Here is a 14,137-nt window from a genome sequence, read left to right as displayed (position 1 = left end):
AGCCGGACGTGTCGTCCGGCGCCAACGTTGGTTCGTGAGGCCCTTCGCGGTTAGCACGTCCCTGTCTCCGAACCGTTGAGGGATTCCGCATGATTGCGGCCGAGCCGCTGTTCCGCGCCAAGGGTCTTTCCAAGCGCTATGGCGGAGTCGTTGCGCTCGACCGAGCGGACCTGGACGTTCATCCGGGCCGGATCCACGCCATCCTTGGCGAGAACGGGGCAGGGAAGTCGACTCTGATCAAGCTCATGGTCGGCGTGGTCGCGCCGGACGAGGGGCGCATGACGCTCGAGGGGCGCGAAGTCGCATTCGCGCGCCCGGCAGCGGCGACCGATGCCGGCGTCGTCTGCATTTTTCAGGAATTGTCGCTGATCCCCGACCTGTCGGTCGCCGATAACATCATGATCTCCCGCCCGCCGACGCGGTTCGGCATGATCGATCGGCGAGCCCAGCGCAGACTGGCCGAGGAGGCGCTCGAGCGTGCCGGCGCCGGCGACATCCACCCGCGTGCGCTGGTGAAGGATCTGCCACTCTCGCGCCGGCAGATGGTCGAGATCGCCAAGGCGCTGTCGCGGCAGCCGAAGATCCTGATCCTCGACGAGGCAACATCGGCGCTGACAGCATCCGACGTCACGAAAGTGTTTGGGGTGCTGAAGCGCCTGCGACGCGAGGGCCTCGCGCTGCTCTATATCTCTCATCGCATGCACGAGATCGCCGAGCTCGCGGACGAGTGCACCGTGTTTCGCAATGGACGCAGGATCTCGACCTTTGCAGCCGGCAGCAAGACGGATGCGGAAGTGATCGAGCTGATGATCGGCCGCGAATACAAGCACGTCTTTCCCGCCAAACCCGGGCGAAAGGCCGACGGCAGGCCGCCGGCGCTGCAATGCCGGAGTCTCAGCTGGAACGATCGGCTGAAGGACATTTCCTTTTCGCTGCATGCGGGAGAGATCATCGGCCTTGGCGGGCTCGATGGCCAGGGCCAGCGCGAACTTCTGCTGGCGCTGTTCGGGGTGCTGCGCGGCTGCCGCGGCGATATCCTTGTCGACGGCGATAAAGTGGAGATCGAAAGCCCCGTTGCCGCCAAGTCCGAACGCATCGGGCTTGCCCTGATCCCGGAGGACCGCAAGACGGAGGGGCTGATGCTGCCGATGTCGGTGCGGGACAACCTGTCGGTGGCTGCCTTCGACCGTTTTGCGCGGTTCGGCGTCATCGATCGGCGGCGGCAGTCCGCTTTGATCGACGAGATGATCCGCCTCATCGAGATCAAGACCGCATCGGCGGATCTTGCAGTGAGCGCGCTGTCCGGCGGCAATCAGCAGAAGGTCGTCATCGCCAAATGGCTGATGAACAAGCCGCGTATCATCCTGCTCAACGATCCGACGCGCGGGATCGATGTCGGCACGAAGCAGGAGATCTATCGGCTGCTGCGCCGGCTCGCCGACGAGGGCGCCGCCATCCTGCTCTATTCGACCGACTATGACGAGCTGATCGGCTGCTGCGATCGTGTGCTGGTCATGTATGATGGTGCGATCAAGCGCGAGCTCGCGGGCACTGAAATCACCGAGCGCGCGCTGGTCAGCAGTGCTCTCAACGTGAAGGACAGCGAGCCATCGGGATCGAGCGTGCCATGAGCGAGTGGCGGTACCGGTTCTCCGAACAACGCGGCACGTTGCTGGCGATCGGCATCTTCGTCGCGATGTTCCTGATCTATTCGACCAACCATCCGGCCGGATTCAGCGTCAACATGGTGCAGACCGCGGCCAACAAGGCGACGCTGCTGGCCTTCGTCGCGATGGCCCAGGCGATCGTGGTGATCACCGCCGGCATCGATCTGTCCGTCGGCATGATCCTGACATTGACGAATTGCCTGGCGTCCTGGATCGTAGTCGGCTCTGCCACTGAAACGGCGTTAGGAGTGATCGGCGTGCTCGGCACGGGGCTCCTCTGCGGCATGGTCAACGGCGCGGTCGTGATCTTCGGGCGTCTGCAACCGATCGTGACCACCATCGCCACCGGCGCGATGTATTACGGCATCGCGCTGTTTCTGCGGCCCAATCCCGGAGGGTCTGTCAACGAGACATTGGCGGATGCCTTGACCGGGCGGTTGTTCGGCGTGCTGCCGACCAGTCTGGTGACGCTGGCGGTGGTGGCGCTGGTGATCTGGGTGCCCTACAGCCGCTCGGTCCTCGGCCGCGCCGCGTTCGCGACCGGCTCCTCCGAGATCGCAGCCTTCATGTCCGGCGCGCCGATCCGCGCCGCCAAGTTCACCGCCTACACGCTGGCGGGCCTCTTGTCCGCGATCGGCGGCCTGTTCCTGACCTTCTTTTCGTATACGGGCGAGGCAGCCTATGCGAGCGGCAATGCCTACACGTTGTTCTCGATTGCGGCCGTGGTGCTCGGCGGCGTGTCGCTGATGGGGGGAAGTGGCAGCGCAATCGGAGCGATCTTCGGCGCGCTCGCGTTCCGCACCATCGGCGATCTCCTGTTCGTGTTCGACCTCGATCCGCTGTGGCAGCCGCTGTTCCAGGGCCTCGTGCTGATGCTGGCAGTCTCGATCGGCGCGTTTGGCCTCGTTCGCGTGCGCAACCGGCTGGAGTGGTTCGGATGAGCGAGGCGACCGCCCCCCGATCGGCCCCCCGCGGAATCGCCATGCTACGCCGGCTCGACCCGGCCGTGGCGGCGTCCTTTGGCTGCATCGTGCTCCTGCTGCTGCTGGGCAGCCTTTATTCGCGCAGCTTTCTCTCGCCGGATTATCTGCTCCAGCAGCTGAAGGTCGCGAGCTTCCTCGGCGTGATCGCCACCGGCATGATGCTGGTGATCCTGCTCGGTCAGATCGATCTGTCGGTGCCGTGGGTGGTGACGACGGGCGCGATGATGGCCTGCGCAGCAGCAGGCCATGGCACGATCGGCGCCATCATCGCGATTCCCTGCGGCATTGTTTGCGGCGTAGTCATCGGCCTCGTGAACGGCGTCGGTGTCGCTTACTTACGCATTCCCTCGATGATCATCACGCTCGCAACCAACGCGGTCGCCCAGGGCCTGATGGTCGCGTACACCGGGGGCTTCGCTCCGCAGGATGCCGCCTCCAAGGCCATGCGCTATCTCGCCACCGGGAGTGTCGTGCCCGGCCTTCCCAACGCGGTGCTGGTCTGGGCCGCGATCGGAGGAGCAGCGATCTGGATACTGTCGCGCACCACGTTCGGTCGCGCCATCTATGCCATCGGCAATCGCGAGGGAGCCGCCTATCTCTCCGGCATCGACACGCGGCGCGTCACGATGCTGGCGTTCGCATTGTCCGGCGGGCTCTCCGCCTTCGGCGGCGTGCTGCTCGCCGGCTATGCGTCCAAGGCGGCGCAGTCGATGGGTGATGCCTACCTGCTGCCGTCCATCGCGGCGGTCGTGCTCGGCGGGACGCACATCCTTGGCGGCCGCGGCAGCTATCTCGGCACGGTCGCCGGCGCCGTGCTGATCACGCTGCTGCAGTCGATCCTGTCGGTGATGCAGATCAGCGAGGCCGGCCGTCAGCTGATCTATGGCGCCGTCATCATCCTGATGCTCCTGATCTACGGCCGCCAGAAGGCGTAGCGAACAAGCCGCGTGCGGTCGAAGCGTCGTTCACGCAGCCCGAAGAACGCGATCTTCGAGTTCCTCTTTGCAAACCGCGCACATCGCAACGCCAATTTCGACATATCGCCGCTGAGAAGAACGTGCCTGCCGGCGAGGCCGGAACAAACGGCGATTATGGTCAGCTTTCCTGTTGCTTGCTCGCACGGCAACGCGCCTCGCAACTTCCGCGCACGTCAACTACTCCCGCTTGAGGTGTATGGATAGGGATTTTAGTTGCGTACCTCAAAATTTGAGGGCAGGATCGCAGCAAACGAACAGAAGCCGGTTGGGAGGAGTGTGATGAGACCGCTGGGAAAGCTGGGACTCGCCGCGGCCACATGCCTGCTTGCAGCCAATTTCGTTGCGGCCAATTTCGTTGCAGCTAATGTCGCCATCGCCGACACGACTGTGAAATGGCTGCACATCGAGCAGAATCCCGCGCAGGTGAAGATTTGGGAGGAGGTCGCGCGCGACTACGAGGCATCGCATCCGGGCGTCAAGCTAGAGATGCAGTTCCTCGAGAACGAGGCTTACAAGGCCAAGCTGCCGACCATTCTGCAGTCCAAGGATCGGCCGAACATCATCTATAGCTGGGCCGGCGGTGTCCTGAAGACACAGATCGAAGCCGGCGTGCTCGAGGATATCACCGATCAGGTGAAAGGTTACGGCGACAGTCTCACGCCGGCAGCGCTCGCCGCCTTTACCGACAACGGGCGCGTTTATGGCCTGCCGATCTCGCTGTCGCAGGTCGGCTTTCTCTGCAACAGGGAGCTGATGGCGAAGGGGAAGGTCGATCCGGCCGCAATCAAGAGCTGGGACGATCTGCTGAGCGCCGTAAAGACGCTGAAAGCCGCCGGGGTCACTCCGATCGTGGTTGGCGGCGCAGACAAGTGGCCGCTGCACTTCTATTGGACGCATCTCGCGGTCCGCATTGGCGGCAAGCCGGCATTCGACGCTGCATTGCGCGGGGAGAATGGCGGCTTCGCTGGCGAGACCTTCCGCAAGTCCGGCGAACTGTTCAAGCAGCTCGTTGATCTCCAGCCGTTCCAGAACGGTTTTCTCGGCTTCAAGAATCCGCAGGCGGTCGGCTATTTCGGCGACGGCAAGGCAGCGATGACGCTTGCGATCAGCTCGGTATATCATCTGCAGCGTGCGCTCGCCGCCGACAAGGTCGGATTGAGCGAAGACAAGATCTGCTGGTTCGATTTCCCTGGCGTGGCCGGCGGCAAGGGTGCGCCAACGGACACGCTCGGCGGCATCACCGGCTGGCTGATCACCAAGGGCTCGCCAAAAGAGGCGGTCGATTTCCTAAAGTATTTCATTTCGAAGGACGTGCAGACGCGCCTTGCGGCGCGTAATTTCATCATCCCGGTGGTGAAGGGCGCGGAGGCCGGTCTCAACAACTCCTTCATGAAGCTGATCGCGAGCAATCTGGCGAAATCGAACTACCACCAGAACTTCTATGACCAGAGCCTGGGCCCCTCCGTCGGGCGGGTCGTCAACGACGTCACGGCGGAGATCGCCGGTGGCAGCATGAGCCCGCAAGACGCCGCCGACGCGATCGAAGCAGCGCGGAAGCAGGGCAACTGACAGTGGCATGGCGGATGGCGAGCTCGCCGGTGATGGGCGTTGCGGAGGCGTCGCTCGCCTCGCATGCGGTTCACGGTCCGAGCTGGGACGGTCGGTTCACCGTCTTGATCCTGTTCCTGCCGCCGGCACTGCTGTTGTTCACGCTGTTCGTGGTGCTGCCGATCGGCGAGGCCGCCTGGTACTCGGCTTTCAACTGGAACGGGTTCGGCCGGCCGACCAACTGGATCGGCTTCGACAATTACCGCTTCGTGCTGCAGACGCGTGCCTTCTGGCTCGCGCTGCGCAACAACGGGCTAATCATCGCGGTCTCGCTCGCGATCCAGCTGCCGCTTGCGCTGACGCTGGCCCTGATGCTCGCCGAACGCTTCCGCGGGGCGGTGGCGCTACGAATGCTGTTTTTCATGCCGTATATCCTGGCGGAGATCGCAACCGGGTTGATCTTCAGCTTCGTCTACGACGGTGACTACGGCCTTGTCGCCTCGATCTGGCGCGCTTTCGGCGCCGAGCCGCCGCATCTCTTGGCCTCGACCGACACATCGATGTTGGCCGTGCTGATCGTGATCGTCTGGAAATACTTCGGCTTCCACATGATGCTGTTCATTGCGGCGCTCCAGAGTCTCGACAAGAGCCTGATCGAGGCGGCCCGGATCGACGGGGCGACGCGGACGCAAACCCTCCGCCATGTCGTCATTCCCTTGCTCTATCCGACGATCCGCCTGTCGGTATTCTTTGCCATCATCGGCTCGCTGCAGCTGTTCGATCTGGTGATGCCGCTGACGCGCGGAGGACCGGCCGATTCCTCGAACACGATGGTGAGTTTCCTCTACAACAACGGCATTTCGCGCATGCGGGTCGGCTATGGCAGCGCCATTGGCGTCATCCTGTTCGTGATCTGCGTGACCTTCGCCTTCACCTACAAGCGATGGTTCATGCGTGATGAGTAGCGCGAGCACCACCCGCGCGCCGTTCGATCCCGCCGTGCTGTTCAAGGCGGCGTTCCTCGCCTTGATCGCGGTCATGGTGCTGGTGCCGCTGCTCGCGACCTTGCTCGGCGGCTTCAAATCGCTCGGCGAATTGCGCGTCAATCCATTCGGCCTGCCGCGTCACTGGGAGTGGCAGAACTATGCCGACATCCTGTTCTCCGCGCGCTACTGGCAGCTCATGCGCAACTCGCTGATCATCTCTACACTCACGGTCGTGATGACCCTGATCGTCGCCGCGATGGCGGCATTCACGTTCGCCCATATCAAATTCTTTGGCAGCTCGATGCTGCTGAACTACCTGACGCTCGGCCTGCTGTTTCCAGCAGCGACCGCGGTGTTGCCGCTGTTCATCAAGGTGCGCGATCTCGGGCTGCTCGATACCTATTTTGGCGTTGCGCTGCCGCAGGTGGCTTTCGGCCTGGCGATGAGCGTGCTGCTGCTACGGCGTTTCTTCAAGGACATCCCCTATGAACTGCTCGAGGCGGCGCTCGTGGATGGCTGCAGCTATGTCAAGTTCTTCCGCTACGTGACGCTGCCGTTGTCGCGGCCGATCCTGGCGACGGTCGGCACCATTACCTTCGTCAACAGCTGGAACGCCTACCTGCTGCCGCTTGTGATGCTCAACACCGATGCGCTCTATCCCTGGCCGCTCGGCATCATGATCTATCAGGGCGAATATTCGTCTGAGTGGCACCTGATCCTGGCCTTTATCACGCTGACCATCCTGCCCACGATCATTCTCTTCCTTTTGGCGCAGAAGCATATCGTTGCCGGCCTCACCGCGGGCGCGGTCAAGGGATGAACGGACCGTCACGGAGACCAGGATGGGAAAAGTAGGCATCGGCATCATTGGCTGCGGCACGATCAGCACCGCTTATCTGAAGGCGGCCCAGCGCTTTCCGGTCATGGAGATCAAGGCGCTCGCCGACATGCGCAGCGAGGTCGCAGAGCGGCAGGGCGCCACCTTCGCGCTGCCGGCGATGCGGGTCGACCAACTGCTCAGACGTGACGACATAGAGATCGTCGTCAATCTGACGGTGCCGCTCGCACACACCGATGTCAGCCTCGCCGTGCTGAATGCCGGAAAGCACGTCTATTCGGAGAAGCCGCTCGGTATCAATGTCGCCGAAGCGCGCAGTGTGATGGAACTCGCCGCGCAGAAAAATCTGCGCGTTGGCTGCGCCCCCGATACGTTTCTCGGCGGTGGACACCAGACCGCACGCAAGCTGATCGATGACGGCGTCATCGGCAGGCCGGTCGCTGGTAGCGCTTTCTTCGGCTGCCCCGGACATGAGCGCTGGCATCCTGCACCGGGTTTCTATTATCTGCGCGGCGGCGGGCCGATGCTCGATATGGGGCCGTATTACATCACCGATCTCGTTCAGTTGCTCGGCCCGGTTGCGAGTGTGATGGGCTCGAGCGCGCGCCCCAAATCCGAGCGACTGGTGACCAGCCAGCCGATGAGCGGAGCGCTGATCCCGGTCGAGGTGTCGACCCATGTTGCCGGCACGCTCGAGTTCGAGAACGGGGCGGTCGTCTCGATCACCATGAGCTTCGACGTGCCGAAACATCGACATAACCAGATCGAGATCTACGGCGACAAGGGCAGCATGTCGGTGCCGGACCCCAACCGATTTGGCGGCGAGGTGGAGGTGGCGAAGACCGGTGGTGAATGGGAAGCCGTGCTGCCGACGCACGGACACGCCGACGGCGAGTTCCGTTCGATCGGCGTCGCCGACATGGCTGCCGCGATCCTGAACAACCGGCCGCACCGCGCCAGCGGCGCACTTGCCTTTCACGTGCTGGAGGTGATGGAGGCGTTCCAGACCTCCGCCGACGCAGGGCGGCGCGTCAAGATCGAGAGCCGCGTCGAGCGGCCGGCGATGCTGCCTGTCGGACGTGAAGCTGGACAGATCGACTAAGGACGAAAACCATGCGCAAGGCAATGATCGTATGGGGCGGCTGGCCAGGACACGATCCCGATCTCTGTGCATCGATGATCCGCGGCTGGCTGAAGGCGGAGGGCTTCGAGGTGCGGGTCGAGACCACCACAGCGGCGTTCGCCGACCCCGCTATTCACGACCTGTCACTGATCATCCCGATCTATACCATGTCGAAGATCGAGAAGAGTGAGGCACTCAATCTGTGCGCGGCCGTGCGCAGTGGTGTCGGCCTTGCCGGCCATCACGGCGGCATGTGCGATGCGTTCCGCGAGTCCGTGGACTACCAGTTCCTGTGCGGCGGGCAATGGGTCGCGCATCCCGGAAATATCATCGACTACAAGGTCGACGTGACGAAGCCGGATGATCCCATCATGAAGGGCTTGAAGGATTTCGAGCATCGCTCCGAGCAATATTACATGCATGTCGACCCCGCCAACGAGGTGTTGGCGACGACCACCTTCGCTGGCGAGCACGCCCCCTGGATCGAGGGCGTGGTGATGCCGGTGGTCTGGAAGAAGCGATATGGCGCGGGCAGGGTGTTCTATAGCTCGCTCGGTCACCGCGCCTACGAGCTCGATGTACCGGAGATTCGAACGCTGATGACCCGCGGCATGCTGTGGGCAGCGCGCGAATGACGGCGGGGCGAACCCGGCCGCCGCTCCGCGCTACGTTCGAGGACGTTGGCCGGTTATGGCACCGGCCGGCGTCATAGGAGTCCGTTGCGAACGGGGCCCAAGAACGCTGAAACCAACAGGCCCGCCAGCACGTCAGGAACTGCCCGAATTGACGCGCGCGACGCTGAATTTACCGCATCGCCTGGCTGTTCTGGCCTGAACTGGTCCTTACATCATACCCGGGGCTCAGCAGGCGCAGCGCGGTTCGCTCCTCCCACAGGCGCAACTCGACAAAATTGCGCTCCATATCCGTCAGGTAGGTTTCTAGAAGCCGCTCATATCGATTGATATTGTTTCGGTGAGCTTGCCAAAGCGCGGTTTCGACGACAGCCATGTCGGTCCCCCCTTGATTACCATTATTGCTTTTTTAATTCGCTTAGCAGCAGCGGGAGACGCGACAGGACAGCCACGCCTCCAATGCTCGCTTGAAGAATGCGCCAACTAATAAGAGACGTCTGCCCGAGAGCAAGCATAACACCCGTACGGAACGAAAAAACAAAGTGATCTTTTTGTGGCGCCGTGCAGCGGACAACAACCATTAATCAATCCGAGTACGATCAAACGCGCCGAGCGAGCGAGCATCGAATGAAAAAGGCCACCGAGAATATATTCGGCGGCCTTCCGGGCTCAAAATAGATGCTGAACTAATCCGCGCGCCTGCCCCGGTGCGGCCAAGCTAGCGTTACGCGACAGTAATGAAAAGTCGATTTTCGGGGAATCGTTAATTCCAGTTCGCAAGAACTATCATAGGTTAACGGGGTACCGAAATGCGGAACGCTTGGCCCGGGCTGACCCGCCTGCATCGGCCGGTCCGGTCATTGGGCCCTCGCTGAGGCGCTCGCAAACGGTCCTGATGATCGCGCCCAGATCTTTCGCATGCTTGGCGAGCGTCCGGCGGCGGATCCCTGACGTCTTCAGGAGCAAACCCAGATGATCAGCAGTGATAGCGGAAAGCCTAGCGCTATGGCGCCAATGATCATCAAGGCCAGTGCCGACGGTAATCCATTAGTCCGAAGAGAAGCTTTCGACATGGTCGCCTCCCGGTACACAGACATACGGACAGAGTCGTGGCCATAAAGCAACAGCACGAAATGATTTCGATCGCGCCATGAAAACAGCATGAAGCAGAAGGCTTCTAGGTGCGTGCTTACTTTTTGAGTCGTTTGTTGCAGAGGATTTATGATGTTCGAGCTGGTTGCCCCTATCATTTCCGTGTTCAGTATCTGCATCTTTTTCGCTCACGCAGTCGATGCTTGGGGCGATCTGACCTGAGGTCTATCTGACTTGCTGCACGGAGCTGCAGGAGCGATGCCGTTGTCGAGCGGGCGCGTTCGGAGTCGCCGACATCTCCGCCATGATAGACTGACGAGGCGATCCAGCTTTAGAGCCGCGTCTATTCGTCCGAACCCGCCGTCTCCCTGGCCGCTGATCGTTCGATCATGTCGAGCGCGGCTACCGCGGCTGCGTTGATATGATCGACGCAGCAGCGCTCGGCGAGGTCGGCATCGCCGCTCTGGATAGCCTTCCAGATCGCGGTCACCTCACGCAGGCTCTTGTTGATCCGTTTCGGCTGGGACATCGACGTGATCCGCAGCAGCTGGATCCGGTCGTGCAGAGGCTTGAGCATGCGCTCGATGAAGGCGTTGCGGCAGCCGCCGATCAGAGCGGCGTAGAACTCGGTTTTCGCCTCCAGGCACCCGACCAGATCTTGCTTGGCGGCGGCCGCCTTCAGCCGAGTCAATGCCTCGCCAATTCGCCGGGCCACCTCCGGATCATGGAGCCTGGCACATTCGCGGCCGGCGAAGCCTTCCAGAACCGCGCGTGCCGCGTAGAGCTGCCGGGCTTCTTCCAGGCTGATGGTGCTGACCACCGGACCCCGGTGACGAACCGTTTTGACCAGCCCATCGGCCTCCAGGAGCCGTAGCGCTTCACGGATCGAAGGGCGGCTGACGCCCATCATCTCGCAGAGCTCGCGCTCGACCAGGCGCTGGCCCGGCTTGAGCGTTCCGGACATGATCGCCGCGCGCAGCTTTTGTGCAACCATCGCCCGGACGGTTGGCACGTCCTCGATGCGGAGCGTCGAGTGCAATTCGCTACGTCTTTCCATGTCCGGGCTCTGGCTAGGCTGATTCAATAGCGGTTTACAGGCAGAATCATCATTTCGGCAATTTGAACATGGGCCGGCTGGTCGAGCGCGAAGACGATCGACCGGGCGATGTCGGCCGGATCGAGCGCCATCTTGAACTGGTCGAAATAGTCCTTTTCCTTCTGCCGGTCGCCGCGATAGCGGGTCAGGATGATATTGGTCCGGGTCAGGCCGGGCTGCAGTTCGGTGACCCGGATCGCGGTGTCCGCCAACTCGCCCCGGAGCGTCTGGGTGAACATGTGCACGCCGGCTTTGCTGGTGCTGTAGGCAGCCATGTCGGGGACGATGCGCACCGCATTGATCGAGCTGATGTTGACGATATGGCCGACGTTGCGCCGGATCATATCGGGAAGAAGGGCGCGCGTGATGCGCATCAGCCCGATCAAGTTGGTCTGAATGATGTTGGTCCAGTCGTCCGCGGAGCCGAGATCGAAACGCGTCCGTCCGCCGATATCGTGCCCGGCGTTATTGATGAGCACGTCGACCGGCTTGAAATGCTCTGGAATCGCATCCGGCAGGCGATCGACGGCCTGTGCGTCGCTGACGTCGAGCTCGATTGGAACTACGGAGCTGCCGGCGGTGGCCGCCAGCTCCTGGAGCGCCTTGGCGTCGCGGTCGACCAGCACGACGCGGCGACCGCTCTCGAGCAGCGCGCTGGTGATGGCACGGCCCATGCCGCCGGCGGCACCGGTCAGGACGACGGTCTGGCCCGATTGTTCAGTCATCGCAACACTCCTATTCCAAGCGTCTCATGCGGCGGACCAGCCTCCGTCGATCGGCAGGGTGGCCCCGGTGATATCGTTTGCGTCTGCGCCACAAAGGAAGACAACCATGGCGGCGACGGCCTTCATGGCGATGAAGCGCTGCGTGGGCTGGCGCTCGCCGAGATATTGGCGGGTGGCGTCCTCGACAGGACGTCCGCTGTCCGCCGCCATCGCTGCGATCTTGGTCAGGATGGCCGGTGTCGGCAGCGTGCCAGGGCAGAGCGTGTTGCAGGTGATGCCGCTGCGTGCCGTCTCGAGGGCCACGGCGCGGGTCATGCCGGCGATCGCCGTTTTGGTGGTGACGTAGTCGATCCGGTCCTCGACCGCGCGGGTCGCGTAGATCGAGCCCATGTTGATGATCCGGCCCCAGCCGCGCTGCTTCATGGCCGGCAGCGCCAGGCGGATCAGGTGGAATGGCGCCGAGAGGTTGACGGCCAGCGCCTGGTCCCAGCACTCCGGCGGAAACTGTTCGACCGCGGCGAAATGCCGGACCACGGCATTGTTGACCAGGATATCGATAGCCCCGCTGCGGGCGAGCAGATCCGCCATCATGGCTTCGATGGCGTCACGTTGTGAGAGATCGGCGCCGGCCGCGATGACCTCGACGTTGAAGTGTGCGCGCAGCACGTCGGCAGCCTGCTTCGGCGCGTCGAGATCATGAAGGATGATATTGGCGCCCGCACCGGCCAGGCCTTCCGCGATGGCCAGTCCCAGCCCCGCGGTCGCACCGGTCACGAGCGCCCATTTGCCCTTCATCGCGGCGTCGCTTCGCTGTTTTTATCGAGTTCTGCGAAAACGTCCTTCGCGTTCCGGAACGCGTCGACACCGGCAGGCACGCCGCAATAGATAGCAACCTGCATGAAGACCTCGCGGATCTCCTCGCGCGTTGCGCCGTTGGCGAGCGCGCCCCGAATATGGGTTTTCAGCTCATGCGGCCGATTGAGCGCACAGAGCATCGCGAGATTGAGGAAGCTACGGGTCTTGCGCGTCAGTCCCTCGCGGCCCCAGACATAACCCCAGCAATACTCCGTCGTCAGGTCCTGCATCGGGCGATTGAAGTCGTCGGCCGATGCGATCGCCTTATCGACGAACTCGCTGCCGAGCACGCTCTTGCGGATTTCGAGACCGCGGTCGTAGGTCGCCTTGTCCATCTTGCTCTCCGTTTCTGTCTCGGACGGCATCAGCTTTTCGGCCAGAACGGCTGTGCGAGTGCGAGCTCGGGCGGGAATACGGTCACCGGCACGCCGGACTGCCACTGCACGATGGTCATGCCGGCGCCGACGCGCCGGCCTTTCTCGTCGAACTTGATCTCGCCGAGCGGATAGTATTTCGAAGGGCCGGCATCCATGCTGCGCAGCGCCTCGCCGACAGCGACGCGGTCGGCCTTGCCGGCTTTCTCCAGCGCATCCTTGATCACCCACATGTCGCCATAGGTGGAGATCGCGTTCTGCGTCATCCACGGCTCCTTGTAGCGGCTCTTCAATTCAGCGATCAGCGCCTCATGGCCCTTGGCGCCCCAGCTCGCGACGCAGGTCAGCACGCCCTGGAGCAATTCGGGACTCACGGTCTGCAGCATGTCCGGCTCGGCAATGGCGATGCCGAACGAGATGGTCGGGATCTTGCCCTGGCCGAGGCCGAACTCGTTCATCTTCTCCAGCAGCAGCTTTGCGTCCGAGATCACCGTCGGCAGGAAGAACAGCAGATCGGGCTTCGCCGAGCGGATCTTCTGCACCAGCGATGTCGCATCCGCGAGCGGCGGCGTGAAGGTTTCGTCGACGATCAGCTGCAGCTGGTTTTCCGCCAGCAGACCTTCGCGCATCGATTTTGCAGAGGCGATTGACGCCGCTGTGTTGTCGGTGAGGATCGCGACCGTTTTCGGCCGCTTGCCGGACGCCGTCTCCGCCAGCTTGACGATTTGCGGCAGCGCCTGACGGGCCTGGGAGCCTGCCGTTGCCGAGGTCTGGAACACGTATTTGAAGCCGCGATCCGTGATCAGGTCGGAGTAGGAGAGGGTGAGGACGGGCAGGTTGGCGCGCTCGGTCACTTCGGTCACCGCGAGCGTGAACGAGGACAGGTAGGCGGCGCTTGCGGCGACCAGATCGCTCTCCTGCGCGACCATGCGCTGCGCGGCGTTCTTGGCCTTTTCGGTCGTGTCGCCGGAATCGAGCACGATCAGCTTCATTTTCGCGCCGCCGAGCGCCTTGATGCCGCCTTGCGCGTTGATGTGATCGATCGCCATTTCGGCGCCCTCGCGCATGACAGTTCCCGGGCGAGCATAGAGCCCGGAGATCGGCACCAGCAGGCCGACCTTGACCTCCGACGGCTGCTGCGCGAAGGCGCGGGATGCGATCAGCGTACTGGACGCGCCGGCAAGCAGCGTTCGCCGGGTGACCGTTGTTCGGTTCTTTATAGTCATGACAATTCTCCTCCC

At 62.7% G+C, this 14,137-nt stretch carries 15 protein-coding genes; 8 read left to right on the top strand and 7 right to left on the bottom strand.

Translation table 11 applies throughout. The annotated features are described in order from the left end of the window. Positions 1-89 precede the first annotated feature (89 nt). From P6U24_RS22530 to P6U24_RS22495, 8 genes are all read left to right on the top strand, one after another. Complete coding sequence (locus tag P6U24_RS22530) at positions 90-1,631, top strand: sugar ABC transporter ATP-binding protein (protein ID WP_407154693.1); 1,542 nt, start codon at positions 90-92, stop codon at positions 1,629-1,631. Further along, positions 1,628-2,608: an ABC transporter permease gene (locus P6U24_RS22525; protein ID WP_407154692.1), complete on the top strand. Its 981-nt coding sequence runs from the start codon at positions 1,628-1,630 to the stop codon at positions 2,606-2,608. Before P6U24_RS22530 ends, P6U24_RS22525 begins: the two co-directional genes overlap by 4 nt. Next, positions 2,605-3,585 carry an ABC transporter permease gene (locus P6U24_RS22520; RefSeq protein ID WP_407154691.1) on the top strand — a complete coding sequence of 327 codons (981 nt, stop codon included), beginning with the start codon at positions 2,605-2,607 and terminating at the stop codon, positions 3,583-3,585. Before P6U24_RS22525 ends, P6U24_RS22520 begins: the two co-directional genes overlap by 4 nt. A 321-nt stretch (positions 3,586-3,906) precedes the next feature. Continuing rightward, positions 3,907-5,196, top strand: coding sequence for an extracellular solute-binding protein (locus P6U24_RS22515; RefSeq protein WP_407154690.1), 1,290 nt, complete (start codon positions 3,907-3,909; stop codon positions 5,194-5,196). A 2-nt stretch (positions 5,197-5,198) separates the two neighbouring features. Next, positions 5,199-6,140: a carbohydrate ABC transporter permease gene (locus P6U24_RS22510; protein WP_407154689.1), complete on the top strand. Its 942-nt coding sequence runs from the start codon at positions 5,199-5,201 to the stop codon at positions 6,138-6,140. Further along, the gene (locus P6U24_RS22505) at positions 6,133-6,981 is read left to right on the top strand and encodes a carbohydrate ABC transporter permease (RefSeq protein ID WP_407154688.1); all 849 of its coding nucleotides are present in this window, start codon (positions 6,133-6,135) and stop codon (positions 6,979-6,981) included. The genes P6U24_RS22510 and P6U24_RS22505 overlap by 8 nt, the downstream gene beginning before the upstream one ends. Positions 6,982-7,003: 22 nt before the next feature. Then, positions 7,004-8,101 carry a Gfo/Idh/MocA family protein gene (locus tag P6U24_RS22500; protein WP_407154687.1) on the top strand — a complete coding sequence of 366 codons (1,098 nt, stop codon included), beginning with the start codon at positions 7,004-7,006 and terminating at the stop codon, positions 8,099-8,101. Between the two features lie 11 nt (positions 8,102-8,112). Further along, complete coding sequence (locus tag P6U24_RS22495) at positions 8,113-8,757, top strand: ThuA domain-containing protein (RefSeq protein WP_407154686.1); 645 nt, start codon at positions 8,113-8,115, stop codon at positions 8,755-8,757. 169 nt (positions 8,758-8,926) lie between these two features. On the opposite strand, the gene P6U24_RS22490 is transcribed toward P6U24_RS22495, so the two are convergent. The 7 genes from P6U24_RS22490 to P6U24_RS22460 form a co-directional block, all read right to left on the bottom strand. Next, positions 8,927-9,130 (bottom strand): hypothetical protein, encoded by a 204-nt coding sequence (locus P6U24_RS22490; protein ID WP_407154685.1) that lies wholly within the window; start codon positions 9,128-9,130, stop codon positions 8,927-8,929. A 580-nt stretch (positions 9,131-9,710) separates the two neighbouring features. Beyond that, positions 9,711-10,025, bottom strand: coding sequence for a hypothetical protein (locus tag P6U24_RS22485; RefSeq protein WP_407154684.1), 315 nt, complete (start codon positions 10,023-10,025; stop codon positions 9,711-9,713). 164 nt (positions 10,026-10,189) lie between these two features. Next, positions 10,190-10,840, bottom strand: a complete 651-nt coding sequence (locus tag P6U24_RS22480) for a GntR family transcriptional regulator (protein ID WP_407160552.1) — start codon at positions 10,838-10,840, stop codon at positions 10,190-10,192. A gap of 86 nt (positions 10,841-10,926) precedes the next feature. Beyond that, positions 10,927-11,667 carry an SDR family oxidoreductase gene (locus P6U24_RS22475; protein WP_407154683.1) on the bottom strand — a complete coding sequence of 247 codons (741 nt, stop codon included), beginning with the start codon at positions 11,665-11,667 and terminating at the stop codon, positions 10,927-10,929. Between the two features lie 24 nt (positions 11,668-11,691). Next, positions 11,692-12,462 (bottom strand): SDR family oxidoreductase, encoded by a 771-nt coding sequence (locus P6U24_RS22470; protein WP_407154682.1) that lies wholly within the window; start codon positions 12,460-12,462, stop codon positions 11,692-11,694. Further along, positions 12,459-12,857, bottom strand: a complete 399-nt coding sequence (locus P6U24_RS22465; RefSeq protein ID WP_407154681.1) for a carboxymuconolactone decarboxylase family protein — start codon at positions 12,855-12,857, stop codon at positions 12,459-12,461. The genes P6U24_RS22470 and P6U24_RS22465 overlap by 4 nt, the downstream gene beginning before the upstream one ends. 29 nt (positions 12,858-12,886) lie before the next feature. After that, positions 12,887-14,122 carry an ABC transporter substrate-binding protein gene (locus P6U24_RS22460; protein WP_407154680.1) on the bottom strand — a complete coding sequence of 412 codons (1,236 nt, stop codon included), beginning with the start codon at positions 14,120-14,122 and terminating at the stop codon, positions 12,887-12,889. Positions 14,123-14,137 lie beyond the last annotated feature (15 nt).

The sequence above is a fragment of the Bradyrhizobium sp. STM 3557 genome (assembly GCF_045571465.1).
In the GTDB taxonomy this organism is placed as follows: domain Bacteria; phylum Pseudomonadota; class Alphaproteobacteria; order Rhizobiales; family Xanthobacteraceae; genus Bradyrhizobium.
Note: the sequence above shows the minus strand (reverse complement) of the source record. Positions and strands in the feature narration are given on the sequence as shown.